Origin of the sequence: Brevibacillus invocatus (assembly GCF_003710915.1) — a bacterium.
GTDB classification, from domain to species: domain Bacteria; phylum Bacillota; class Bacilli; order Brevibacillales; family Brevibacillaceae; genus Brevibacillus; species Brevibacillus invocatus.
This window is the reverse complement of record NZ_RHHR01000010.1, coordinates 326,134-350,171: the sequence shown is the minus strand read 5'-3', so window position 1 is coordinate 350,171 and position 24,038 is coordinate 326,134. Positions and strand designations below refer to the sequence as shown.

The window sequence follows — 24,038 nt, the reverse complement described above, 5'->3', positions numbered from 1 at the left end:
CTTGGTATAATGGAATACAAATCCAAAGGGAGGTGCGAAGTGTGGAAGAGTTTACTCCAGATTTAGAGAGAACAGAACTTGGTAAGGTCCAGATCGCTCCCGAAGTCTTGGAAGTGATTGCCGGTATGTCGGCGTCTGAAGTGGAAGGCGTGGCATCGATGAGCGGCGGTTTCGTTGGTGACATAGCGGAACGTTTAGGCCGTAAAAATATAGCTCGCGGGGTACGTGTCGAAGTTGGTTCCCGTGAAGCGGCTGTAGATGTATCGATTATTGTAAAATATGGACACCGCATCCCGGATGTCGCTCGAAATATTCAAGATAGTGTACGCAATGCCATTGAGACCATGACAGGGCTTTCGGTAGTTGAAGTAAATGTACATATCGTTGACGTAGAGCTGAAAGCCGAAGAAAAAGCGCCTGCAGCAGCAGCTACTGTGGTGGAAGAATATCAGCGTGTGCGCTAAGCAGCAGCGGACAGATGCCCCCTACTAACAGGGGGCATTTTTCCTCATACATACCTTGGTAACACCACGAATCGCGCCTTGTCCCGGATAGTTAACCATGACAGGGCTGAAGGAGTGATGCAAGTGAATTTGTTTGATCGGTTTATCTTAGCGATTTACAGCTTGGCTTTGATCGTTTTATCCTGCGTGATGATTGCCGTGACCAGCGGATGGTTCTCCCCGGATCTCTTCCGGCCTTATATGGATCAAATTCTAGCGGGCACTAATATCGCCTACTTGATCGTCGCGATCATTTTCCTCATTGTCAGTCTCCGTTTCTTTTTCAGCTCCTTCCGTTTCAAGAAAACCAAAGAAGATCGCGGCATTCGCCAGAAGAGCGATTTGGGTGAAATTAACATTACAGTCCAGACGATCCAGACGATTGTGGAACGCGCAGCCAGACGAGTAAAGGGAGTGCGTGATTTGCGCACCTCGGTCAAGGTACTGGAAAGCGGCACAATGATTACGCTGAGAGTCTCTGTAGATGGGGAAACCCCTTTTCCTGAACTGACTAATAAGCTTCAGACAGACGTCAAGGAACACGTCGAGACCATTACAGGAATCTTGATTTCTGAGGTTGCGGTTGTCGTGACGGAAGTGGCTCAGCAGGAAAACTACGCGGCTCGTAAGCGTGTGGAATAGAAGGTGAACACCATGATCTGGGAGTTGTTATGGGAGCATAAGGGGAAGCTATTGGGGATCTTGGCCGGAATTTTTTTCGGTATCATCTACCTAATCGTCGGGTTTTGGGATACACTGGTCTTTGTCGTGTTTATCGGAACCGGATATTATATTGGCCGCAAGCTGGATCACAAGGAAGATCTGCGAGAAATTCTCGATCGGATCCTACCAGGAAAGTTTCGGTAGCATTGGCGTGGGAGTAAGTCCGCTCCCGTACTCACTTTAATTAGTAGGTGAATGGAATGAAACGAAGAACAGCACGAGAAAAAGCAGTCCAGTGCCTGTTTCAGATCGACATGGCAGAAGTTCCGCTGAACGAGGCAGTTGCCCTTGTCATGGAAGACTCCGAAGAGGATACGACATTTTTGCGTTATTTGCTGGACGGCGTTCTGCAGAACAAGAACGAAATCGATAATGAGATCAAGAAATACCTGCGTGGGTGGCAGTTGGAGCGGATTGCCAATGTAGACCGCGCCATTCTCCGTCTTGCTTTCTATGAGATCATGTTTGAAGCAGGGACACCTGACAAGGTAGTCATGAACGAAGCGATTGAGATCGCGAAGCTCTTTAGTGATGAGCAATCCCATCGTTACATCAATGGCGTGTTGTCCAGCTTCCTGCAAGCTCGTGAAACGGCACAGGCATAAAAGGCAGGGGACAAGCATGACTAAGGTATTGTTGGGCATTGATACGAGCAATTACCGGACATCACTATGCTTGGCTCGGGAAGACGGCCAGATTGTGGCGGAAGCGAAGCGCCTCCTGAAGGTAAAGGAGGGGAAGCGCGGCCTGCAGCAATCTGAGGCCGTCTTTCAGCATGTGATGAACTTGCCGGAGCTAAGCGAACAAATGAAATGGGATGCCTATGAGATCGTTGCTGTCTGCGTCAGTGAGAAACCGCGTCCGGTCGATCAATCCTATATGCCGGTATTCAAGGTAGGGGAAGGCTTGGCCAAATCTCTGTCCATCTATTTGCAGGTACCTCTTTATCTGACGACTCATCAGGAAGGACATATCGCAGCGGGGGAGTACACAGCAGAAGAACGTCCTGCGAATAATCGTTTTCTTGCCGTGCACCTGTCAGGAGGAACGAGTGAGATCCTTCTGTGTGATCGTCACGAATCCGGATATGCGATCGAAAAAGTCGGCGGAACGATCGATCTGCACGCCGGCCAACTGGTGGATCGGATTGGTGTGGCGATGGGAATGTCTTTTCCAGCAGGACCTCAACTGGAGCAGCTCGCGAAAAACGCGGCTGGAGACTTCCGTATTTCTTCAGCAGTAGACGGGCTGAACTTCAGTTTCTCAGGTCCGGAAGCATCGCTATTGCGAGCGATTGAAGCGGGGCAAGTGAATCAGGAAGATATCGCGCGAGCAACCGAACAGTGCATTGCCAACACACTGGAAAAGGCATTGCGCCATGCTCTCGAAAAAGGGATGCCGCGTGACATTCTGATCGTCGGGGGAGTAGCGGCCAATCAGTACATGCGTGAACGGCTGATCAATCGCCTGGAGCATCCAGCCGTGAAAGCCAAGCTATACTTTTGTGATCCTGTTTACTCCGGAGACAATGCATACGGTGTTGCGATGTTAGGCTGGATGAAGCAAAAGGCGAACATTATATAATGATGAACATTTTATGATTCGCCTTTACATGAGCTTTTCAAATCGGTACACTATGAGTATCGACGTTATGAAGGAGGCTATTTCTCCATGCCAGCAACTATTCTTCAAGGAAAAGAAGTAGCGAAAAGTATTCGTGCCGAATTGGCAGAGGAAGTTCTAGAACTGAAAAAACAAGGGATAGTGCCAGGTTTGACGGTTATACTGGTGGGCGATGATCCCGCTTCTCATTCGTATGTGCGAGGAAAATCCAAAGGCTGTGAGGAAGTAGGGATTCGTTCCGAGCTGATATTGAAAGAGGCTTCCACCACAGAAGCTGAATTGTTGGCTATCATCCAGCAATTGAATCAAAATCCGAACGTTAATGGGATATTGGTTCAATTGCCACTTCCTTCTCACATCTCCGAGGAGGCCGTGTTGGATGCCATTGATCCGAAAAAAGATGTGGATGGCTTTCATCCGATCAATGTTGGGAACATGGTCATCGGCAATGAAACGCTTTTGCCATGCACACCGCACGGAGTCATTGAACTGATCAAACGGACCGGAACTCAAATCGCGGGCAAGCATGCTGTTGTGATCGGGCGTAGCAATATCGTAGGCAAACCCGTATCGCTTCTGCTTCAAAGAGAAAATGCGACCGTTACGATGTGTCATTCACGCACCCAGGATCTTCCGTCGTTCACTAAAATGGCGGATATTCTGGTCGTAGCAGCAGGCAAGGCGCACATGATCGGAAAAGAGCACGTCAAGCCAGGAGCTGTTGTGATCGATGTAGGTGTCAACCGCAATGAGGAAGGCAAGCTTGTGGGAGATGTCAAATTTGACGAAGTAAAGGATTCCGCTAGCTACCTGACGCCGGTACCAGGCGGAGTCGGACCGATGACGATCACTATGCTTTTGAAAAATACCGTACAAGCTGCGAGACAACAAGCAAGCAAATCATTCGACATGAATGGATAACGCAAGCATCTGGGAAATGGGAGAAACAAGCCTGTTTCCCATTTCTGTCTACGGGGAGGGAAACATGGCCATTCAAGATGTCTTATCCGTCAGTCAACTGAACCGCAGCATCAAGATGCTGCTGGAAAGGGATTCACAATTGCAGGATGTTTGGGTCAGGGGAGAAATCTCCAACTTCACTCACCATTCCAGCGGGCATATGTACTTCACGCTGAAGGATGATCAATCTCGTCTCAAGGTTGTCATGTTTGCCAGCTACAACCGTTTTCTTCGCTTCCTGCCCAAAAATGGAACCAAAGCCATTGTGCGGGGTTCCATTTCTGCGTTTGAACGGGATGGAGCCTATCAGCTGTATGCAAGGGAAATGCAGCCAGATGGAATCGGATCGCTGTATCTCGCATTCGAACAGTTAAAAGAGAAGCTGGCGGCAGAAGGCTTGTTTGCCACAGAACGAAAGCGCACCTTGCCGAGATTCCCCAAAAGAGTCGGAGTGGTTACATCACCGACCGGTGCCGCTATCCGAGATATTTGTACAACAATCAGAAGGCGTTATCCCCAGGCTGATATCGTACTGGCACCCGCCATCGTCCAAGGTGTCGAGGCTCCACTGTCCATCGTGAAAGCGATTCGCAACATCAACCGGGAGACTGGGATCGACGTGCTGATCGTAGGACGGGGTGGCGGTTCTATCGAGGAATTGTGGGCGTTCAATGATGAGCAGGTTGCACGTGCGATTGCCAGTTCACTCATACCGGTCATCTCAGCGGTAGGTCACGAGACAGATGTGACCATTGCTGATTTCGTGGCTGATGTGCGGGCAGCTACTCCTACGGCAGCAGCCGAGTTGGCGGTACCCCACTATTTGGAATGGCTGGAGCGAGTCTCGCAGCTCGATACACGGATGCAAAGAGCAATGCGTCAGCGCACGATTCAGGAACGAAAGCGTTTGGACGGGCTCTCCCAATCCTATGCCATGCGCCAACCACAGCGGAGGCTGGAGGAGGCTGCACAGCGACTGGACAGTGTTCAGCTGCGTATGAAGCAGTCGATGAAGCAGCTCATGCGTTTAAGGCGTGAGCAGTACAGCAGGCTGTCTGAGCAAATGAAGCGATATCGAATTAGTGAGCAGTTGAATGAGCGTCATGCAAAGGTGATGACCCTGCGCTCACGGCTGGATGCACGTATGCGGCAACAATGGCAGCAAAAACAGCTGCAATTCGGATCGCGGCTGGCACAGCTGGATGCACTAAGTCCACTGAAAGTCATGCAGCGCGGATTCTCACTCGTCTATTCAGGGGATCAGCTCGTCAAATCCGTGAATCAGTTTGCGAGTGGAGACGAGCTCGTGGTACGATTAAGCGATGGAAGCGCGACTGCGCGTGTGGAACGAATTGAGCGGGAGGAGAAGCAAAATGGCTCGCAAGAAGACGGACCAGGAAACACTAGAAAATGACATGCAGTTTGAGGAAGCCATGAAACGGCTGGAAGAGGTCGTGCAACGTTTGGAAGAAGGAGATATTCCACTGGAAGAATCGATCCACCTTTATCAAGAAGGGGTTACGCTCTCCCGGATATGCGGACAAAAACTCGAGGCTATAGAAGCGAAAATTACCCAACTGGTTGAAGAGGATGGGCAATTGAAACAAAAGGCATTTCGGGTGGAAGGAGAGGCATAATGACAGGTACCATGCATACATACCTCGAAGAGAAGACAGCGTACATCGAGAATCATCTGGTGCCTGCATTGGAAAAGGAAGGTGTTCCCTCCAATCTGTATGAATCCATGAAGTATTCGCTGATGGCTGGCGGCAAACGCTTGCGGCCGATGCTTGTACTAGCTGTACTGGAGGCATTGGAAAAGCCCCTTGAACGGGGTGTTCCTTTTGCTTGCGCGTTGGAAATGATCCATACCTATTCACTCGTTCACGACGATTTGCCGGCGATGGATGATGATGATCTGCGTCGTGGAAAACCGACCAATCACAAGGTTTTTGGAGAAGCAACTGCGATCTTGGCAGGTGACGCCCTGTTGACTCGTGCGTTTTCCCTGATTGCGGAATCCTATCAGACGCATCCGGATGTAAAGCCGATTACCACTGTTAACCTGATTGCCGAGCTGGGCAAACGGGCAGGAGCAACAGGCATGGTGGGTGGTCAGATGGCCGATATTGAAGGAGAAGGACAACAGCTTTCCTTACAGGAGCTGGAGTTTATCCATCGACACAAAACAGGAGATCTCTTGATCGCTGCATTGCGCGGAGGCGGTTATTTGGCAGAGGCGAATGAAGAGCAGATGGAGGCTCTTACTCAATATGGGATTTGCATCGGTCTGGCTTTTCAGATTCAAGACGACATTCTGAACGTCGAAGGTAATGCTGAACAGCTGGGCAAGGCTGTAGGTAGTGATGAAGAACGGCAGAAGGCTACGTATCCTTCCTTGCTTGGACTCGCAGAATCCAAAGATCGCTTGCAAGCATTGATCGAGGAAGCCAAATCCGTTCTGACGAAAGTGGGTCTGGAGAATTCTGCGCTGATCCCACTGGCGGATTACGTGCGTACTCGAAATAAGTAAGGTGAAAAAAGCTGGCTTCCCAAAAAGAAGCCAGCTTTTTGTATTCAGGGGATCGCTTACAGCGCTTTGTCATCGATCTGATCTAACCAACGCTCCACATCTTTCATGACAGATTGGATACCGCCAGCTTCGAACGGGGAGTCCAATTTCGCAACAGCAATCAGCTCAGTAAATGATTTGCTGCCTCCCTCACGACACAATGCCAAGTAATCGGTCCAAGCCTGTGTCCTATTTTCCTCCGCCCTCTTCCAGATAAGGCATTTCGTCGTAATTACGGAAGGGCACGGCCATGTCAAAAATTCCATGCTCATCGAGTGAATTTCACACGCTTCTGATGTGGGAAAGTGGTATTCCGGCACTTGATAGCCACGGCTCTCATACACTTGAAAGGCGTGCCCAGCCTCATGAGTCAATACGTCAATATCTCCGGAGGTCCCATTGAAGTTGGCAAATATGTAAGGAAGCTGAAAGTGGCTCAGATAGGTGCAGTATCCGCCCGTGTCCTTTCCTTTCTTGCTCAGCAGATCTAAGGATTCGCGGTCCAGCATATAGTCGAAGAATTCCTTGGTCTCGGAGGATAGCTCGCTGTACATGTGCCTGCCTTGCTCGACAATCCACTCAGACGTTCCTTTGGGCGTCGGGTTCCCTGTAACGAATTGAAAGGGCAGATCGTAGTATTTCATGGAATCCAATCCGATTCGTTCACGCTGGCGTTCCACTAGCTTGGAAGCAAGTGGGACGATATGCTCCAGCACCTGTGAGCGAAACTGCGCCACCATTTCCGCATTGTAGTCAGAGCGATTCATTCGAGCGCATCGCTGTGCTCTTGGAAAAACGCGTACTTGGCTTCATTTGCCCTTTTGCGAACTTCTCTGTCTGTAGAAAGCAGGAACGGATCGAGCTGAGGAAGGGTCCGCTCCTCGCCATCAAAAGGAATTTTGGCAGAAGCTTTGATCGCCATGTAGGCTGTCCGCAATCGGTTTTCCTCCTGCAGATCCTCCACCACATCAGGTGAGAAGGTGCGCAAGGTCATTTCCGCAATGCGGAGAAGCTGTCGACCCCATTTCTCTTCCAACTGGGCTCGTCTTGTTCTTCAAAACTTGCGGATGATCTAAAATCGTTCAAAAGATCAGCGAACTCCTTTTCAACCTGTTGCATATCAAATCGTGTGTATTCCAATTGACTGAACTTCATGAGAGTGTTCACTCCCTCGTTCAAAATATTTTGATCATTACTAATTTTACCAGATTCTGAGCCTGTGAACAGGGCACGAGGAAGAGTGGTGTTTTTTATAAGAAACCGTTATAATAAATCAAGTTGATACAAGCATAAATCAAAAGGGGCCTTGCCAAAACAGGTGGAGCCTTTTTCTGTGAGAAACGTTTTGAGACGTGATTCGTATACAGGATGGACACTTGTTTTTTTCAAGACTGACATAACCTTTCGCTTGAGATGGATTGGAATGCAGCATGCCCAATCACCGGAGAAGCAACCAGTTGAAAGTGAGGAATACCAATGCTGCTTACTAACATAAATGATCCCCAGGATTTAAAAAAGCTTACGATACCTCAGTTGTATACGCTGGCAGAGGAGATCAGACAGTTTCTGGTTGAAAACCTGTCCAAGACAGGTGGCCATCTTGCTCCCAACCTTGGAGTGGTGGAGCTGACCCTGACTCTTCATTACGCATTCAACAGTCCTAAGGATAAGCTGATTTGGGACGTGGGGCATCAGGCGTATGTACATAAAATGTTGACTGGTCGTCGGGATATGTTTCCGACATTGCGACAGTATAAAGGCTTGTGCGGTTTTCCCAAGATGAACGAGAGCCCGCACGACGTTTGGGAAACAGGTCACAGCAGTACATCTCTCTCTGCTGCAATGGGGATGGCTACTGCGCGCGACTTGAAAAAGGAAAAAAATTACGTCGTAGCTGTGATCGGTGACGGTGCCCTGACAGGCGGAATGGCCTTGGAGGCGTTGAACCATATTGGCCACGAACAAAAAAATGTAATCGTTGTATTGAATGACAATGAAATGTCGATTGCGCCCAATGTAGGGGCTTTGCATAATTATTTGGGTAAATTGCGTTCTGCAGAGAACTATCAGTGGGCAAAAGACGGACTGGAGCATTGGCTGAAAGCGGTTCCTGCAGTAGGAGGCAAGCTGGCCAATCTCGCGGAGCGTTTCAAGGACAGCATGAAGTATCTGCTCGTCTCGGGTGTCTTGTTCGAGGAGTTTGGTTTTACTTATATCGGTCCAATCGACGGCCACAACATGGAGCTGCTTTTGGAGACCATGAAGATAGCGAAGCAGACGAAGGGTCCTGTCCTGATCCATGCGATCACCAAAAAAGGAAAAGGCTACGCTCCTGCTGAGGCGGATTCGGTCAAGTGGCACGGAATTGGTACGTACAAAATCGAATCAGGCGACACACCGAAATCCGCACCTACGTATACATCTGTTTTTTCGGAAACCATGATTCAATTGGCAGACGAGGACAGTAGACTCGTGGCGGTTACACCTGCCATGCCTGCTGGCTCCGGCCTGATTCCGTTTGGGGAAAAGTTCCCGGATCGGCTTTTTGACGTAGGGATTGCCGAGCAACATGCCTGTACGTTCGCTGCTGCACTGGCCACCCAAGGATTAAAACCGGTTTTTGCCATCTATTCCACCTTCTTGCAACGGGCGTACGACCAGTTGATTCACGATGTTGCCAGACAGAAGCTGAATGTCGTGTTCGCCGTGGATCGCGCCGGACTAGTAGGGGCCGATGGAGAAACTCACCAGGGAATGTACGATACGGCTTTTATGCGTACTGTGCCGAACATGGTTATTATGGCTCCTAAGGACGAAAATGAACTGCGACACATGATGAAAACTGCCGCTGTCTATGATGGCGGGCCGATCTCCTACCGCTATCCACGTCTGCCTGTACGTGGAGTGAAGATGGATGCTGACATGGATGTCCTGCCCATCGGAAAAGCAGAGATTGTTCAGGAAGGGAATCACGTCGCGATCGTATCCTTTGGACATATTTTTGAAATTGCAGAAAAAGCCGTCAATCAGCTGCAAGAAGAAGGTCTGCAGCCGATGCTGATCAATGCGCGTTTCTGTAAGCCTTTAGATGAAGAACTGTTGATCCGTTTGGCCAAACAGGGTTATAAAATCATCACAGTCGAAGAGGGCGCAGCGATGGGCGGCTTTGGAAGCGCGGTTCTCGAGTTTTACGCGAACACAGGCTACCACGACGTGCCTGTCGAGATCGTAGCGGTTGCGGATTACTTTGTAGAGCATGGAAGCGTGAAGGAACAGCGGGAAGAGGTTGGACTTACAGCGCAGAACCTTGTTGACCGCGTGCGCGCCTGGATGCCAGTGACGAAGGGCGTAGTGGAAGCATGAGTGTACGAAAAGAACGATTAGATGTCCTGCTCGTGGAAAGAGGGCATTACGAAACGCGAGAAAAAGCCAAATCTGCAGTGATGGCAGGTTTGGTGCTGGTAGCAGGCGAGCGCTGCGACAAGCCGGGAACCAAGCTGGCAGAAGATGTAGCCATTAGTGTAAAAGGGGAAGTCCATCCTTACGTCAGTAGGGGGGGACTCAAACTGGAGAAAGCATTGCGCGTGTTTGGCATCGATATGACTGACCGCGTCATGATGGATATTGGAGCATCTACTGGTGGCTTTACCGATTGCGCCCTGCAGAATGGGGCGCGTCGTGTGTACGCCATCGATGTCGGCTATGGACAGCTGGCATGGAGCTTGAGGCAGGATGAACGGGTAGTCGTCATGGAGAGGACCAATTTTCGCCATTTGGACCCGGACGCTTTTCCGTATGACAAGCCAGATTCGGCTTCGATCGACGTCTCGTTTATCTCGCTGAAGATCATCCTGCCTGTCCTATACCGCTTTTTGGAGCAGGACGGCGATGTGGTGGCATTGGTCAAGCCACAGTTTGAGGCTGGAAAAGAAAAAGTGGGTAAAAACGGAATTGTGCGTGATCCGGATGTCCATGAGTCTGTTCTGACGGATATCGGTCAATTTGCCAGCTCATTAGGCTTTTCCTTGCGCGGACTGGATTACTCACCCATTACCGGCGGTGAAGGAAACATCGAGTTTGTCCTGCATATGCAAAAAAATGAGGGCGGCTACGATGCTGAGGCCTGGCTCAAATGTGTGGCTGATGTGGTCGCAACCGCTCATGCAGCTTTAAAATAATCACCATGAAACCAAAGCCTCGAGTTTTTTGTCTCAATCGAGGCTTTTTATTTATGCATGAAAAGTTGTATACTTGTATAAGGATTTCCAACCAGTTTGGGGTGGGCCATGTGAAGAAAATCGGAATTATCGTAAATAAAGGAAAGCCCGAGGCCCGGATCGTCGCCAGAGAACTTCTTTATTTGCTCGAAGTGAGAGGGGCGCATGTATTGCTCGATGAAAACGTCGCCTCCGATGTGGGACGGACGGAGCTTGGGGCACGTGTAGAAGAAATGGGCCAGCAGGCTGATCTGATCTGTGTGCTCGGCGGAGATGGTACCCTTTTGGGCATTGCCCGCAAGCTCGCAGGAAGATCCGTGCCGATACTGGGGATCAATCTCGGCACGCTAGGCTTCTTGTCAGAGGCCGAGCCGGATAACCTGCCGCATGCGGTAGATAATCTTTTGTCAGGTCAATATGATCTGGAAGAGCGTACGATGCTGGAAGCCACGCTGATTCGTAAAGGCGTGACACTTGGTGTTTACACGGCGATGAACGATATTGGCATTGCAAAAGGATCGTTTTGCCGTATTATTCAATGTGCCGTCTATTCGGATGACGCGTACGTGGCCACCTTTAGCGGCGATGGGGTCATTGTTTCGACACCGACTGGTTCGACAGCCTATTCACTGTCTGCTGGAGGGCCGATCGTTGCGCCCAATGTGGACATGTTGTTGCTTACGCCAGTAGCACCGCATTCCTTGACAGCTCGTCCGATGGTGCTCGGTGGCAACCAAACAATTCGAGTGGAGGTAGACGCCATTCACAAGGAGATGGGCCTCTCCATTGATGGTCAGCTCGGCTACAGGCTCGAAGGGGGAGACCAGATCTTTATCAGAAAGTCTCCGTATGTAACACCGCTGATCAAGTTGAAAAAGGGTGGCTTTTTTGAAGCAATTCGCACGAAATTTCAAGGAGAATGGGAGTAATCCAGTATGAATAAAGGGCAACGACATATCCGAATTCGAGACATTATCAGCAATCAGGAAGTGGAAACACAGGATGAACTGGTAGACCGTTTGCGTGAGGCAGGCTATTCTGTTACGCAGGCAACGGTGTCTCGGGACATCAAGGAACTTCATTTGGTGAAGGTACCGCTGCCCGACGGACGGTATAAATATTCAATGCCTACCGAGCAAAAATTTAATCCCCTGCAAAAACTCAAGCGAATGCTGGTCGATTCGTTTGTCAGTATCGATCATGCCGATCATTTTATTGTATTGAAGACTTTGTCTGGTCACGCCAACGCTGTTGCAGAGCTGATCGATAATCTCCCATGGGAAGAAATTATGGGAACCATCAGTGGCGACAACACCATCATGATTATTTGTCGTTCCAAAGAGAAAACAGAAGAAGTGACACAGCGTTTACTGAAAATGCTGTAAAGGTGGTACCTGAAGATGCTAGTCGAACTATCGATCAGAAATTTTGCGATCATTAAATCCGTTACCGTTTCCTTTCAAAAGGGCTTAAACATCCTGACGGGTGAAACGGGAGCGGGAAAATCCATCATCATCGACTCACTGGGACTTTTGCTCGGCGGAAGGGCGTCTGCTGACTTCGTTCGCTACGGAGAATCGCGGGCTGAGGTAGAGGGGCTATTTGAACTGCCGAGCGGTCATCCTGCCTTTGCTGTTTGCGAGAGCATGGGTGTGCAGATCGAACAGGACGGCATGCTGGTCGTGCGCAGAGATATTTCCAGTCAAGGAAAAAGCATCATACGCTTGAACGGGCAGTTGATTACACTGGCTATGCTGCGAGAGCTCGGGCCTTGGCTGGTAACGGTGCACGGGCAGCATGACACACACATGCTGATGCAGGCGGACAAGCATATCAACTGGCTGGACGCCTATGGAGAACACGCGCTCGGCTCTGCGAAAACAGAATACAGCAAGCTGTACGCGGCATATCGCCGAACCAGGCAGGATCTGGAGCGGATGGCGCGCAATGACCGAGAGCTTGCCCAACGAATGGATCTTCTGCAGTATCAGCTGGATGAAATCGAGGCGGCGGCTCTAACGCCCGGCGAGGATGATAAACTGCTGCAGCAGCGCAAAAAGTGGATGAACATCGAAAAGGTGTATTCCTCTATTCAGGATGCATATCGTTCCCTGTATGGCGATCAAAAAGGGATGGACTGGCTCGGTCACGCCATGAGTGAACTCGAACGTGTAGCTGCTTTTGACGAGCAATTGGCCCCTATCGTAGAGAGCGTTCAGAGCGCTTATTACCAGGTAGAGGACGCCGTTCACCAATTGCGCAATCTTTCGTATCAGATGGATTTTGAACCGGAGCAGCTGGCAGAGGTAGAACGTCGTTTGGATCTGATTCAATCCTTGAAGCGAAAATACGGAAAAAGCGTGGATGATATTTTGGAGTATGCAGCAACCATTCAGGACGAGCTGGATGATATGCACCACTACGAAGATCGTCTGCAACAAGCCCAAGAGCGTCTTTCCGAGCTAGCGGCTGACATGGCTGTCGAAGCCCTGGAATTGTCCGGAATTCGGCAGGATTGTGCGACCAAGCTGGCCCAGGAGATCGAACAGCAATTGCGGGAGCTACATATGGAGCGAGCCCGTTTTGCGATTACCGTCCGCCAAATGATGGACGAGGACGGTGTGGAGATCGATGGCTTCCACCGTTATGTGGATGCAAATGGGATGGATCAAGTGGAGTTTCTCATCTCGCCTAACCCTGGTGAACCACTTCGACCACTGGCGAAGATCGCTTCTGGGGGTGAACTGTCCCGTGTTATGCTTGCCATTAAGACGATTTTAGCGGGTACAGACCAAGTGGAAACCTTGATTTTTGATGAAGTCGATACGGGAGTAAGTGGCAGGGCAGCCCAAGCGATTGCAGAAAAGCTAGCCCGTGTGGCAAGCAAGCGGCAGGTTCTGTGTATCACACACTTGCCTCAAGTGGCTTCTTTGGCCGACGCTCATTTTCTGATTAAAAAAGAAATGAGTGAAGATGAGACCATGACCCGAGTCGAGCGTTTGAACGATGATGACCGGGTGATCGAGCTGGCAAGAATGCTCGGTGGCGCTGAAGTAACGACGAAAACAAAAGAACACGCGCGTGAAATGATTTTGCTCGGTCGCGGAAGAAAGGCTGTCAACTAAGTTGGCAGTCTTTTTTCTTTGCGTTCTCGGCAAGGCCTTTTTGCCCTGCACCAACAAATTCGGTTTTTTACCTTTACTATACAAAGCAAGTTAAGCAAGTGGGTTATTTTCCTGACATAATCCGCGTGGCATGAGGCAACATTATAAGTACACAAGGTGGAGGTGTTTGATGTAGGTGTAGGTAGGGAACGGTAGGAGTGATTGCTGGTGATCCGACAGAACAATAGAAAATGGATTGGAAGTCTCCTTCTTCTCCTCACGGCGCTTGTCGTCTGTTCCACCCCATTCCGCGATCTGTCCTCCTTTCCCCGCGAGCTGCGACTGATGGAAGGGTCCCTCGAACAATTGCGTGTATCCATGCCTGTCATGGGAACATTGGTCAACAGCAACCCGGACATTTTGCATGTGAATGGGACAGAGGCGCGTGAAGTGTCCGTGGATCTGAGCAAGCCCATGTCTGTTGAACCCAGACGTGCCGGTGAAGCCAACTTGCAGGTAAAATGGCGAAACATTCCGCTGAAGGCTGTAAAAGTGAATGTGCTGCCTGATTTGCGTCTCTACCCGGGCGGCCAGTCTATCGGGGTAAAGCTGCAAACTGCGGGTGTTCTGGTTGTCGGGCATCATCTGGTGAACAACGGAAAAGAGAAGGTTTCCCCTGGTGAGCAGGCAGGTATTCACGTCGGTGACATGATCGTAAAAATCAATGACATGTACATCAACGACATGAACGATGTGAAAAAGCTCATCAATGAAGCGGGTAAAAAGAACAGCCCTGTTCAGCTGCTGGTGGTGCGTGGCAAAGAAAAGCTGTCACTGACCTTGCATCCTGCCAAAGATCAGAAAGACGAGGAATACCGGATGGGTCTGTACATTCGGGACTCGGCAGCAGGTGTAGGTACGCTCACGTTCTTCGATCCCAATTCCAGGGCCTACGGCGCTTTGGGGCACGTCATTTCGGATGTGGATACGGGACAGGCCATCGTCGTAGGGGATGGACAGATTGTACAGGCCAGTGTAACATCGATTGAAAAAGGACAAAGCGGAAACCCAGGAGAGAAATTTGCCCGTTTTTACAATGAAAGCGAAGTCTTGGGCAACATCACCAAAAACACGCAGTTTGGTATTTTTGGCAAGATGAAGGATGAGCCAAAGCGCAGCTACTACAATGAACCGTTGCCTGTAGCTTTGGCAGAACAGGTAGAAGAAGGGCCAGCTAAAATTTTGACGGTCGTGAATGGGCAAAAAGTGGAAGAATTTGATATAGAGATAGCCAATGTCGTCAAACAGCATTTTCCCGCTACCAAAGGAATGATCATCAAGGTTACAGACAAGCGGCTATTAGAAAAGACGGGTGGCATCGTACAGGGCATGAGCGGAAGCCCGATCATCCAAAAAGGAAAGATTGTGGGGGCTGTCACACACGTATTTGTGAATGATCCGACCTCTGGATACGGCTGTTACATTGAATGGATGCTGCAGGACGCTGGAATCAATGTCCGGCAAACTCCTCAGTCACAAGGAAACAACCCTACAACCGATTCAGCAGCCTAACACACGACGAGAGCCGTCACGCACTGAGCGAGGCGGCTTTTCCCATAAACTGTTTTGAAACGAATGAAGGGAAGAAAACGTCTAAATTTGATGAGCAAATATGCTTGTACATGACGGGTTAAAGAGTTCTTTGTCGAAATTACGGGTAATTCATTCAAACTTTCGTCATTGGCAGGAACGGATATGGGTTTGTCGAATATTTTTCATAGAGAAAAGATGGTTGGGACTCATCCGGATATTATTGCCTCTTAGAATGTCACCTTCTTTCCCAAAAGACCGTCCATTGTTAGGAGGAACGACCTTGAGCAAGATTGAAGTGTTATTAGCAGATGATAATCGTGAATTTGTAAGCTTATTGGAAGAGTACATCAGCAGCCAGCATGACATGGATGTCATAGGCGTGGCGTACAACGGCAATGAGGTAGTCAGAATTCTTCAAGACCGCGTACCTGATGTGTTGATTTTGGATATTATCATGCCACACCTGGATGGATTGGCTGTGCTTGAACAGATTCAAGCCATGCGACTTAGTCCACAGCCAAAGATTATTATGCTTACAGCATTTGGCCAGGAAGAAATTACGAAAAAGGCAGTGGAACTGGGTGCGGCTTATTATATTCTCAAGCCATTTGATATGGAGGTATTGGCGCAGCGCATTCGCCAGATCACCAATACAAAGCCAGCATCTTCCTTTGTCTCGGCAAGCAAGCCACAATCCCCTCTTGCAGTCAGAGGAAGAAATCTGGATGCAAGCATTACGAGCATTATCCATGAGATTGGTGTCCCAGCTCACATCAAAGGTTATTTATATTTGCGTGAAGCGATTACCATGGTCTATAACGATGTGGAACTGCTGGGTTCCATCACCAAAGTTCTGTATCCTGACATCGCCAAAAAGTTTAATACTACAGCCAGCCGTGTAGAACGTGCCATTCGCCATGCGATCGAGGTGGCCTGGTCGCGAGGTAATCTGGACTCCATCTCTAGCCTGTTCGGATACACCATCTCCAATACCAAGGCAAAACCTACCAATAGCGAGTTCATCGCGATGGTGGCGGACAAGCTGCGGATTGAGGCGAAGATTAGCTGAGAGTAGGTTAGGCAAGGGTTTTAGGGTGTGGATTACATGCTGTATTGCACTTCAAAGAAGCCTTCACCGATAACGTTGGCGAAACACTAGAATATTCTGATCCAATACACAAGGACATTAGCTCATCAAAAAAAGCTAGTGTCTTTTTGTATTGGTTGTATGCCTGCCAGAAACGCTGGTACGAATTCGGGAATACTTGGTATTATTGGAAGTGTTGAATGAATAATAACACGGTGATAATAAACTTCATCACTCCAAATGAATTACCTCATGCGAAAACTGGTAGTAGCTGCCCACGAACCCGTTTCTCCCGCCCAAGTCGAAGGAGGTTTCATTCTAAGAGATCCTCTCATCATATAGTGCCTCATGTTGATCGTGGGTTCGTCAAACGATGATAATTGACCAACGTATGTTGCGAAAGGGGTTTCAAATTGAATTTGTTTCGCAGCTTCATCCCAGACGCCTTCAATAGGAAGAGGAGTGCCGCGAAAATTAACGGTGCCATTTACCCGGTTATTCATAACCGAGTTGATGACAAGCTTTGCAGAACGCATTGGCCTTCTTCCAACACCTGCGTGTAGATCCCAGGTCGAAGGAAAAGGCAGAGTAACCTGCTGAATCTTTCCAATCGCCAAAGCATGACCCTCCTTCATTAATGAACCATAGCATCATTTACTATATGCACAAGAGCACAGTTATTCATTAGGCAAACGTTTAATTCTGCATAGGAATGCGATGAATTGGGTTGCCTTCTTAAGATACTGGAAAAGGGGTTATAATAATTGGGAGAGAAAACAAAGCATTCTGCCAAAAAAAATTCTCTCATCTGTCCCATTGAGAGCTCCTTTCTGAAATATCAGGGCCAAACGAATCGATACTCTGATACGTCAATGTAAAATACACATTGTTCAGCAAATGGTAAAAGCTACTTTTCAAGATAAAGACCGCTAGAAAAATGAGCGAAGGGAGAAAACATGAGTGATCCAAAATTTGCTCCAATCTCGCGCGAAACGTTTCTCAGAAAAGGGATAAAATGGTTAGGTGGTTTCGTAGGGTTGAGTGTGGCGACAAGCGCCTACGCCTACGGATGGGAACGGACATGGCTGGATGTGGTGCGAATCCCGCTCGCGATACCTGGCTTGTCTGAAAGCTTTAGAGGAACAAAAGTGGTTCATTTCAGTGACGTTCATCTCGGGCATCACATGGAAGCAAATGATCTGAAGCGGATTGTCTCTGTGATCCAGAATGAACAACCGGATCTGATCTGTTTTACCGGTGACATGGTGGATGAGTCGATTGCACCTTTGGTGGATGCTGTTCCGATACTGAGTCAGCTGCATGCGCCATTAGGAAAATTCGCTGTATTGGGAAATCACGATTATGCTTTAGGGCAACAAAATGCCGTGACGGAAGCTTTGACCGCATCGCGTTTTGAAGTTTTGGATAATCGGCATATTTCCATTAACAAAAATGACGACTCCTTATACATAGCAGGTGTCGAGGATGTCTTGCACGGGTCACCTGATTTGGCACGCGCAACCGCCAACATTCCGGAAGGGCAGACGGTCATTTTGTTGGCCCATGAACCTGATTTTGCTGATAAAGCTGCACAATATCCGATACATGTACAATTGTCCGGTCACAGTCATGGAGGTCAGGTGCGATTACCATGGATTGGCCATATTTTGACCCCGCCGCTTGCAAGAAAATATGTGCAGGGGCTATATCGGGTGGGCGATAACAACCACTTACAGGTCTATATCAACAGAGGTCTGGGAACGACTATTTTGCCTGTGCGCTTTTTTTGCCGTCCGGAGATTACGGTGTTTACTTTGCAAGGAAAGGCTTAGGAGAGTGAGGAATTATCCTATGCTCTACGTCACGCCCCTCACGAATATGAGTTGGAGTTGGATGAGAATGGAAGAAGGTGACGATATGAACTGGCAACTCCCAGTATCCGTAAAAGGAATTCTTCTCCATCAGAATGAAGTCATCTTATTAAAAAATGACAGACTGGAATGGGAATTGCCTGGTGGGAGACTCGAACCAGGTGAAATACCTGAAGACTGTTTACGAAGAGAAATCCGTGAAGAATTGGGGATAGCTTGCTCCGTCATCCATTGCGTTGACGTTTGGGTATATGAAGTCATTGCTGGTAGGCATGTACTGATAGTTACCTATCTTTGCGAATCGAATGAAATCGATCGTGTGAAAGTGAGCGAAGAACATTCCGAATGGAAGGGGTTCGACGTTGACTGCATCGATGATGTTCCGATGCCTGAAGGCTATAAAAATTCCATAAAAAAAGTGGTTAGGCAAGAAAGGTGAGGAATCTAATGGATAAATGGGAGTATCGCACGGTCAAATTCCAAACAGGCGGTTTCTTCGGTGGCAAGCTGGATGAAAATGAATTTGAACGGCAGTGGAGCTGTACATGAATGAATAAAAAGCAAAGCGATGGAAAAGGGGGAACTGAATGAGTCAACCATTTGCTGATATACCGGGTTCCAACGATTGGGACGTCGTAAAGGAAATAAAAAAAGGATGGTCTACAGACAAAAAATACTTTGTCCAAACGCGAAATAGAGATCAATGGCTGTTGAGAGTATCGGACATCTCGTTATTTGAGAGCAAGAAATCGGAATTTGAGACTGTTAAACAAATAAACAGGAAAAACATCTTGATGTCCAGACCGATTGCTTTTGGAATATGCAATAACGGACAGTCGGTATATGCCTTGTATACATGGATCGATGGCGAGGATGCAGGGGATGTGCTCCCTGCCTTAACCAAGAAGCAACAATATCTTTTAGGTATTCAGTCAGGAGATTATTTGCGAAGCTTGCATCAAGTGCCATCTGAAAGAAACGAACGGACATGGGCAGAACGATATCATGACAAAATCAACAGATATTTGAATAACTATCGATCTTGTGGGATTCATCTTGAGGGAGCCGAGCGGATGATCGATTTCATGGAACAGAATCGATATTTACTGAAAGACCGTCCGCAAACGTTTCAGCATGGTGACTATCATATCGGGAATATGCTCATTCTCAAGTCTGGTGAACTGGGCATTATTGATTTTAACCGCTTGGACTATGGAGATCCGTGGGAAGAGTTCAATCGCATTACATGGTGTGCCAATGTGAGTGCGCCTTTCGCATCAGGACGCATACACGGATACTTTAATCATAATGTGCCAGAGCTGTTCTTTCGACTGATGGCTTTATACATTGCCTGCAACCAGTTGTCATCGATACACTGGGCGATTCCTTTTGGTGATGAGGAAGTACAGCAGATGCTGAAGCGTGCCGAGAAAGTATTGGACTGGTATGATGGATTCAAACGCGATGTCCCGAGCTGGTATTTGCAGCCAGATTTTGAGTGCGATGAATAGGGAGGGAAGCACATGGAAAAACAGGTTGAACAATGTCCGAAGTGCGGGTGCAGTGAAATTGGCAGAGGGAAGCAAGCGGGTCACGCCGTAGTGTTGCCCTACAATAAGTTTTTTTCAGTTGGATCGACATTAATCCATTCCATCTGTACCGATTGTGGGTATGTTATAGACAGCTATGTTGAAAAGCCTGTAAGATTTAAGGAAAAATAAGCTTGTTGCAAGATCTGATTCCGAGTGCTGGCATGCCTGGTCGAAGTTCGCTTTTAACTGCGGATTTGCTTGAAAGTGCCAAAATCAGTTGAACGGCTCGAAAATCCATGTAAAATATATGAAAACACATTTCTGCAAGAGGACGTGGTGCACCATGCGTAATTTGGATGAAATTCTCGCATTCAACCGCGAGTTTGTCGCGAATCGCGATTATGAAAAGTACCAGACAACCAAATTTCCTGACAAAAGGCTCGTAGTCCTGTCCTGCATGGATACACGGTTGGAAGAGCTGCTTCCCAAAGCGATGAACATGCGCAATGGTGATATCAAGCATGTAAAAAGCGCCGGAGCGGTCGTGTCTCATCCCTTCGGTAGTATCATGCGGAGTATCATGGTTGCGATCTATGAATTGAATGCTGCGGAAGTCATGGTGATTGGACACTATGATTGCGGGATGAGTGTCATCGATAGCAAAAGTGTCATGAAAAAGATGGCGGAAACAGGTGTCGGAACGGATACCATTTCCGTACTGGAGAATGCAGGCATTGATTTGAACAAATGGCTGCAAGGCTTTGAGTGTGTAGATGACAGCGTAAAAGAAAGCGTCCAAACCATCAAGAATCACCCTCTGCTACCACGCGACATTCCTGTACACGGATTGTTGATTGATCCGGCTACAGGAAGGTTGGACGTGGTCATTAACGGGTACGATCAGCAAAAACAAGAGGATGCGAACTAATTTAATACACTTCTTTCATCCAACGGACGAACTGGACAACAGGATCGTCCTCTTTTTTTGGCTGCAAATAGGCCAACAGGGTAGGGCGAGTCAACGTGCCGTCAGCAATATCGAGTGCGACTAATCGTCCCTGCTCCACTTCCTCCTCGACGATGCGCGAGGGAAGCATGGCAATGCCTAACGACTGTTCGACCATTTTTTTGACAGCACTAAAGCTGTCCAATTCCATAATGATATTGGGAAAAACACCTTGTTGAGCCAAAAAGCGGTCAACCCGCTGACGAAAGGGAGCAGTATGGTTGCCAAAGACGATCATGGCTTCTGTTCCCCATTCAGGAAAGCCCGGGAAATGACTGGCCCAGGGATGATCCGGAGATGTGACGAGCAGGATTTGATCGCTGGGTAAAAACTCCTGGTGAATATGAGGATGATAGATTTCACTGCCTAAAAAGGCAATGTCCGCAGCACCGCTTAACAAAGCAGCGAGGGACTCTTCGTAAAGGGTAGAACGGACGTAACAGGTAAATGCAGGATGAGCTTGGCGATACTTCCCGAGCAATCGAGGAAGCTCCGTGGCAATAAACGACTTGCCAGCGACGATCGTAAGGGACTGACGCTGTTCATGATGCTGGGAAAAAAGACGCATCTGCTCCACGATATTGGCCGCGAGGGGGAGTAGCCTTCTGCCTTCGCTCGACAGCTCCACACCAGTCGAAGTCCGCACGAAAAGTGTGGTGCCAATTTGCTTTTCCAGTTGCTTGAGCCGATGCGTCAAGGTGGATTGGGCGAGAAACAAGACTTGAGCAGCGCGATTGATCGATCCATGTCGGGCAATGGTAAGGAAAACTTCGAGGCTTTGTTGGTCCATTTCAATCACAGTCTCCTTGTTATCGAAATGATTGATATCTGGTTATCGGTATTCTATAACAAATTGGTTTGTTTTGGGAATAAAATAGAGGACAGGAGGTGCTCAACATGGAATATGCAGATGAGCGCAAACAAGCGGTACGTGAACAGTTTGGAAAAAATGCCGAACACTATGTGCAAAGTCAAACCCATGCCAAGGGGGATGACCTGAAGCTGCTGGTCGAGTGGTTGAAGCCACAGCGTGACTGGGTCGTCCTTGATATTGCGACGGGTGGTGGGCATGTGGCTCGTACCCTTTCAGCAGAAGTAGATTTTGTCGTCGCAACAGATTTGACGAGACCCATGCTGGAAGCCGCTGCTCGTGCCAATCAACGAGAAAATGCAACGAACATCATGTATGTAGAGGCAGATGCGGAGAAGCTTCCGTTTTTGGATGGAGCCTTTGACATTGTCACATGCCGGATCGCTGCACACCACTTTCCCAATCCGGATGCTTTTATCCGAGAGGTAAGCCGTGTGTTGCGAGTCGGTGGTTCATTCTTGTTCATTGACAATGTAGTGCCCGAGACCAACGAAGTGGCTGATTTCGTCAATACAATCGAAAAAATGCGTGATCTAAGCCATGAGCGATGTCTGTCTCCTCGGGAATGGAAGAAACTGTTTGAGCAAAATCAATTAAAAGCGACAAGAGAAAAGGAGAACAAAAAGAAGTTTGCGTTCCAACAATGGGTGCAGCGCACGTCTGAATCAAAAGAACAGGAAGAGGAAGTCGAGCAATTTATACTCCAAGCCCCCGATTCATTACGCGCATATTTGGAAGTACAAGTGAAGGACCAGCGAGTGATCACGCATCAGATTGATGAGTGGATGGTCCTCTGTCAAAAAGAAGGGAACGATAGAAATGACAAATAGGACACATGAATGGATGGGTTTAGATCACGTACAATTGGCCGCGCCAGTCGGCTGTGAGGAAGAAGCACGCCGCTTTTTCGGTAGTCTGTTAGGGATGGCGGAAGTGGAAAAGCCTGAGAAGCTGCGCGTACGTGGCGGTGTGTGGTTTCAATGTGGAGCGCAAATGATCCACATCGGAGTCGAATCATCCTTTACTCCCGCGAAAAAAGCACATCCTGCTTTTCTGGTACGCAACATCGAGCAACTCATGCAGCATCTGAAGGACAATGACGTTTCCTTTCGTGTAGATGATGATATACCCGGAATCATTCGCTTCTTCGCTGAGGATCCGTTTGGCAATCGATTGGAATTCATGGAGTTACAATAATCATCATGAATATTGATTTCCATGATCAAAAAAACAAAGCCACCTACAGCGGTCGTGCTGTGGATCAGTCATGGAGCCAAGCGATGCTAAAGCTCGTTGACCCTACAGGAAAGCATGTCATCGATGTCGGGAGCGGGGGCGGCATTTACAGTCGCGCATGGCTGGAACTCGGTGCTGCATCTGTCGTCGGGGTGGATTTTTCTCAGGTTATGCTCTCGGCAGCAAGGGAAAATACACAAGATCTGGCTGCGATTACCTTCTTGCATGGCAATGCCCTGAATACGGGTTTGCCTGACTGTAGTGCCGATATCGTATTTGCAAGGGCACTGATTCACCATCTGGACGATTTGGATGCGTTTTTTGCCGAAATGTTCCGGCTGCTTAGGCCAGGTGGTATGTGCATCATACAGGATCGTACCTTGGAGGATATTCAGTTTGCTGGGACTGCAGAGCACATTCGCGGCTACTTTTTTTCCTGTTATCCTCATCTACTGGACACGGAGAAAAACAGACGTCCTGAACGAGAACAAGTCATGCTTGCCCAACAAAGAAACGGATTGTCATGCTTGGAGTTCCACACCTTGTGGGAGGTTCGGCGTACGTATCGAGTATGGGATGAGCTGAAAGCCGACCTTTTAGACCGTACCGGTCGTTCGATCCTCCATGCACTTTCCGATGTAGAATTGGAGGCACTCGTGGACTATATGGGACAAAAGCTGTCAGAGCAGCAGCCAATTGTCGAGAAGGATAGATGGAGCCTTTGGATAGGAACGAAAGAGTGAGGCATACTACCAGAAAAAATAAGCGAAATTGTGAAATCCTTTGTCACAAATAGGTTTCGACTTGTAACGCAATGGGCTAAGCTATATAATGAAAATTGCCATTGTATTCCGGTTAGCTTCATCTCTTTAAAGGAGTTGTTACAACTATGAAGTTTATTTTCTTCGATTTCTTGATGCTGGTATTCACATTCTTTATCGCTTGGGGATTTTTGCGCTCAGTAAAAGCGAAGAACAAATTCGCTAGCGCATTTGGATTTGTCTCTCTTGTCGTATTTTTGTTCTGTGATGGACTGATCCTTTACTACGCTACACAAGGATAGGGATGTAAAAGAATTGGAAAAAAGGGGCTGTGCAATCTGCACAGCTCCTTTTTCGTGTATGTACGCATGACGACCGG

27 protein-coding genes and 2 pseudogenes are annotated in these 24,038 nt (G+C 48.4%); 26 read left to right on the top strand and 3 right to left on the bottom strand.

The genetic code is table 11. The features are described 5' to 3' along the window. The first annotated feature begins 41 nt into the window (after window positions 1-41). The 9 genes from EDM52_RS07800 to EDM52_RS07760 all read left to right on the top strand — a co-directional run bounded on the left by EDM52_RS07800 (window position 42) and on the right by EDM52_RS07760 (window position 6,342). A complete protein-coding gene (locus tag EDM52_RS07800; protein ID WP_122908435.1) occupies window positions 42-464 on the top strand; it encodes an Asp23/Gls24 family envelope stress response protein in 423 nt (140 codons plus the stop codon). Between the two features lie 117 nt (window positions 465-581). Further along, window positions 582-1,145 carry an alkaline shock response membrane anchor protein AmaP gene (gene amaP / locus EDM52_RS07795; protein WP_183184891.1) on the top strand — a complete coding sequence of 188 codons (564 nt, stop codon included), beginning with the start codon at window positions 582-584 and terminating at the stop codon, window positions 1,143-1,145. A 12-nt stretch (window positions 1,146-1,157) separates the two neighbouring features. Next, the gene (locus EDM52_RS07790; protein WP_023554557.1) at window positions 1,158-1,370 is read left to right on the top strand and encodes a DUF2273 domain-containing protein; all 213 of its coding nucleotides are present in this window, start codon (window positions 1,158-1,160) and stop codon (window positions 1,368-1,370) included. Window positions 1,371-1,426: 56 nt separating this feature from the next. Then, window positions 1,427-1,831 (top strand): transcription antitermination factor NusB, encoded by a 405-nt coding sequence (nusB, locus tag EDM52_RS07785; protein ID WP_122908433.1) that lies wholly within the window; start codon window positions 1,427-1,429, stop codon window positions 1,829-1,831. Between the two features lie 16 nt (window positions 1,832-1,847). Further along, window positions 1,848-2,810, top strand: a complete 963-nt coding sequence (locus EDM52_RS07780) for a tRNA (adenosine(37)-N6)-threonylcarbamoyltransferase complex transferase subunit TsaD (RefSeq protein ID WP_122908432.1) — start codon at window positions 1,848-1,850, stop codon at window positions 2,808-2,810. An 87-nt stretch (window positions 2,811-2,897) separates the two neighbouring features. Further along, window positions 2,898-3,770, top strand: a complete 873-nt coding sequence (gene folD, locus EDM52_RS07775) for a bifunctional methylenetetrahydrofolate dehydrogenase/methenyltetrahydrofolate cyclohydrolase FolD (RefSeq protein ID WP_122908431.1) — start codon at window positions 2,898-2,900, stop codon at window positions 3,768-3,770. Window positions 3,771-3,834: 64 nt separating this feature from the next. After that, on the top strand, window positions 3,835-5,223 hold the full coding sequence (gene xseA, locus EDM52_RS07770) for an exodeoxyribonuclease VII large subunit (protein WP_122908549.1): 1,389 nt from the start codon (window positions 3,835-3,837) through the stop codon (window positions 5,221-5,223). Continuing rightward, window positions 5,183-5,446 (top strand): exodeoxyribonuclease VII small subunit, encoded by a 264-nt coding sequence (xseB, locus tag EDM52_RS07765; protein ID WP_122908430.1) that lies wholly within the window; start codon window positions 5,183-5,185, stop codon window positions 5,444-5,446. Before xseA ends, xseB begins: the two co-directional genes overlap by 41 nt. Next, on the top strand, window positions 5,446-6,342 hold the full coding sequence (locus EDM52_RS07760; protein WP_122908429.1) for a polyprenyl synthetase family protein: 897 nt from the start codon (window positions 5,446-5,448) through the stop codon (window positions 6,340-6,342). Before xseB ends, EDM52_RS07760 begins: the two co-directional genes overlap by 1 nt. Before the next feature lie 56 nt (window positions 6,343-6,398). Here EDM52_RS07760 and EDM52_RS07755 read toward each other — a convergent pair. Beyond that, a pseudogene (locus tag EDM52_RS07755) lies at window positions 6,399-7,426 on the bottom strand (M3 family metallopeptidase); the annotation flags it as partial. Window positions 7,427-7,857: 431 nt separating this feature from the next. Here EDM52_RS07755 and dxs point away from each other — a divergent pair. The 7 genes from dxs (at window position 7,858) to spo0A (ending at window position 16,364) form a co-directional block, all read left to right on the top strand. Continuing rightward, window positions 7,858-9,744, top strand: coding sequence for a 1-deoxy-D-xylulose-5-phosphate synthase (gene dxs, locus EDM52_RS07750; RefSeq protein WP_122908428.1), 1,887 nt, complete (start codon window positions 7,858-7,860; stop codon window positions 9,742-9,744). Next, window positions 9,741-10,559, top strand: a complete 819-nt coding sequence (locus EDM52_RS07745; RefSeq protein ID WP_122908427.1) for a TlyA family RNA methyltransferase — start codon at window positions 9,741-9,743, stop codon at window positions 10,557-10,559. The genes dxs and EDM52_RS07745 overlap by 4 nt, the downstream gene beginning before the upstream one ends. Before the next feature lie 110 nt (window positions 10,560-10,669). Beyond that, complete coding sequence (locus EDM52_RS07740) at window positions 10,670-11,527, top strand: NAD(+)/NADH kinase (RefSeq protein ID WP_122908426.1); 858 nt, start codon at window positions 10,670-10,672, stop codon at window positions 11,525-11,527. Window positions 11,528-11,533: 6 nt separating this feature from the next. Continuing rightward, window positions 11,534-11,983 carry a transcriptional regulator AhrC/ArgR gene (gene ahrC / locus EDM52_RS07735; RefSeq protein ID WP_122908425.1) on the top strand — a complete coding sequence of 150 codons (450 nt, stop codon included), beginning with the start codon at window positions 11,534-11,536 and terminating at the stop codon, window positions 11,981-11,983. A 15-nt stretch (window positions 11,984-11,998) separates the two neighbouring features. Next, window positions 11,999-13,723 (top strand): DNA repair protein RecN, encoded by a 1,725-nt coding sequence (gene recN, locus EDM52_RS07730; RefSeq protein ID WP_122908424.1) that lies wholly within the window; start codon window positions 11,999-12,001, stop codon window positions 13,721-13,723. A gap of 207 nt (window positions 13,724-13,930) precedes the next feature. Continuing rightward, window positions 13,931-15,274, top strand: coding sequence for a SpoIVB peptidase (gene spoIVB, locus EDM52_RS07725; protein WP_122908423.1), 1,344 nt, complete (start codon window positions 13,931-13,933; stop codon window positions 15,272-15,274). 301 nt (window positions 15,275-15,575) lie between these two features. Next, the gene (gene spo0A, locus EDM52_RS07720; protein ID WP_122908422.1) at window positions 15,576-16,364 is read left to right on the top strand and encodes a sporulation transcription factor Spo0A; all 789 of its coding nucleotides are present in this window, start codon (window positions 15,576-15,578) and stop codon (window positions 16,362-16,364) included. A gap of 263 nt (window positions 16,365-16,627) precedes the next feature. Here spo0A and EDM52_RS07715 read toward each other — a convergent pair whose 3' ends face one another. Then, window positions 16,628-16,999 (bottom strand): hypothetical protein, encoded by a 372-nt coding sequence (locus tag EDM52_RS07715; protein WP_122908421.1) that lies wholly within the window; start codon window positions 16,997-16,999, stop codon window positions 16,628-16,630. Window positions 17,000-17,338: 339 nt separating this feature from the next. On the opposite strand from EDM52_RS07715, the gene EDM52_RS07710 reads away from it, so the two are divergent. The 6 genes and pseudogenes from EDM52_RS07710 to EDM52_RS07680 all read left to right on the top strand — a co-directional run bounded on the left by EDM52_RS07710 (window position 17,339) and on the right by EDM52_RS07680 (window position 20,713). Then, window positions 17,339-18,214, top strand: coding sequence for a metallophosphoesterase (locus EDM52_RS07710; protein WP_122908420.1), 876 nt, complete (start codon window positions 17,339-17,341; stop codon window positions 18,212-18,214). Window positions 18,215-18,217: 3 nt separating this feature from the next. Next, a pseudogene (locus tag EDM52_RS25520) lies at window positions 18,218-18,286 on the top strand (RNA 2'-phosphotransferase); the annotation flags it as partial. Then, on the top strand, window positions 18,282-18,692 hold the full coding sequence (locus EDM52_RS07700; RefSeq protein WP_245996652.1) for an NUDIX hydrolase: 411 nt from the start codon (window positions 18,282-18,284) through the stop codon (window positions 18,690-18,692). The pseudogene EDM52_RS25520 and the gene EDM52_RS07700, both read left to right, overlap by 5 nt. A gap of 148 nt (window positions 18,693-18,840) precedes the next feature. Further along, window positions 18,841-19,764 (top strand): aminoglycoside phosphotransferase family protein, encoded by a 924-nt coding sequence (locus EDM52_RS07690; RefSeq protein ID WP_122908419.1) that lies wholly within the window; start codon window positions 18,841-18,843, stop codon window positions 19,762-19,764. Window positions 19,765-19,776: 12 nt separating this feature from the next. Then, window positions 19,777-19,974, top strand: a complete 198-nt coding sequence (locus EDM52_RS07685) for a transcription initiation factor TFIIIB (RefSeq protein ID WP_122908418.1) — start codon at window positions 19,777-19,779, stop codon at window positions 19,972-19,974. 154 nt (window positions 19,975-20,128) lie between these two features. Then, window positions 20,129-20,713: a beta-class carbonic anhydrase gene (locus tag EDM52_RS07680; RefSeq protein ID WP_122908417.1), complete on the top strand. Its 585-nt coding sequence runs from the start codon at window positions 20,129-20,131 to the stop codon at window positions 20,711-20,713. Window position 20,714: 1 nt separating this feature from the next. Here the strand turns inward: EDM52_RS07680 and EDM52_RS07675 are convergent, their stop codons facing one another. Next, window positions 20,715-21,581 (bottom strand): LysR family transcriptional regulator, encoded by an 867-nt coding sequence (locus EDM52_RS07675; protein WP_122908416.1) that lies wholly within the window; start codon window positions 21,579-21,581, stop codon window positions 20,715-20,717. A 107-nt stretch (window positions 21,582-21,688) separates the two neighbouring features. Here EDM52_RS07675 and EDM52_RS07670 point away from each other — a divergent pair, with 107 nt between their 5' ends. The 4 genes from EDM52_RS07670 (at window position 21,689) to EDM52_RS07655 (ending at window position 23,961) form a co-directional block, all read left to right on the top strand. Next, a complete protein-coding gene (locus EDM52_RS07670; RefSeq protein ID WP_122908415.1) occupies window positions 21,689-22,492 on the top strand; it encodes a class I SAM-dependent methyltransferase in 804 nt (267 codons plus the stop codon). 13 nt (window positions 22,493-22,505) lie between these two features. Further along, the gene (locus EDM52_RS07665; RefSeq protein ID WP_412850167.1) at window positions 22,506-22,859 is read left to right on the top strand and encodes a VOC family protein; all 354 of its coding nucleotides are present in this window, start codon (window positions 22,506-22,508) and stop codon (window positions 22,857-22,859) included. Between the two features lie 5 nt (window positions 22,860-22,864). Further along, window positions 22,865-23,641 carry a class I SAM-dependent methyltransferase gene (locus EDM52_RS07660; protein WP_122908413.1) on the top strand — a complete coding sequence of 259 codons (777 nt, stop codon included), beginning with the start codon at window positions 22,865-22,867 and terminating at the stop codon, window positions 23,639-23,641. 146 nt (window positions 23,642-23,787) lie between these two features. Continuing rightward, window positions 23,788-23,961 carry a DUF2759 domain-containing protein gene (locus EDM52_RS07655; protein ID WP_122908412.1) on the top strand — a complete coding sequence of 58 codons (174 nt, stop codon included), beginning with the start codon at window positions 23,788-23,790 and terminating at the stop codon, window positions 23,959-23,961. Window positions 23,962-24,038 lie beyond the last annotated feature (77 nt).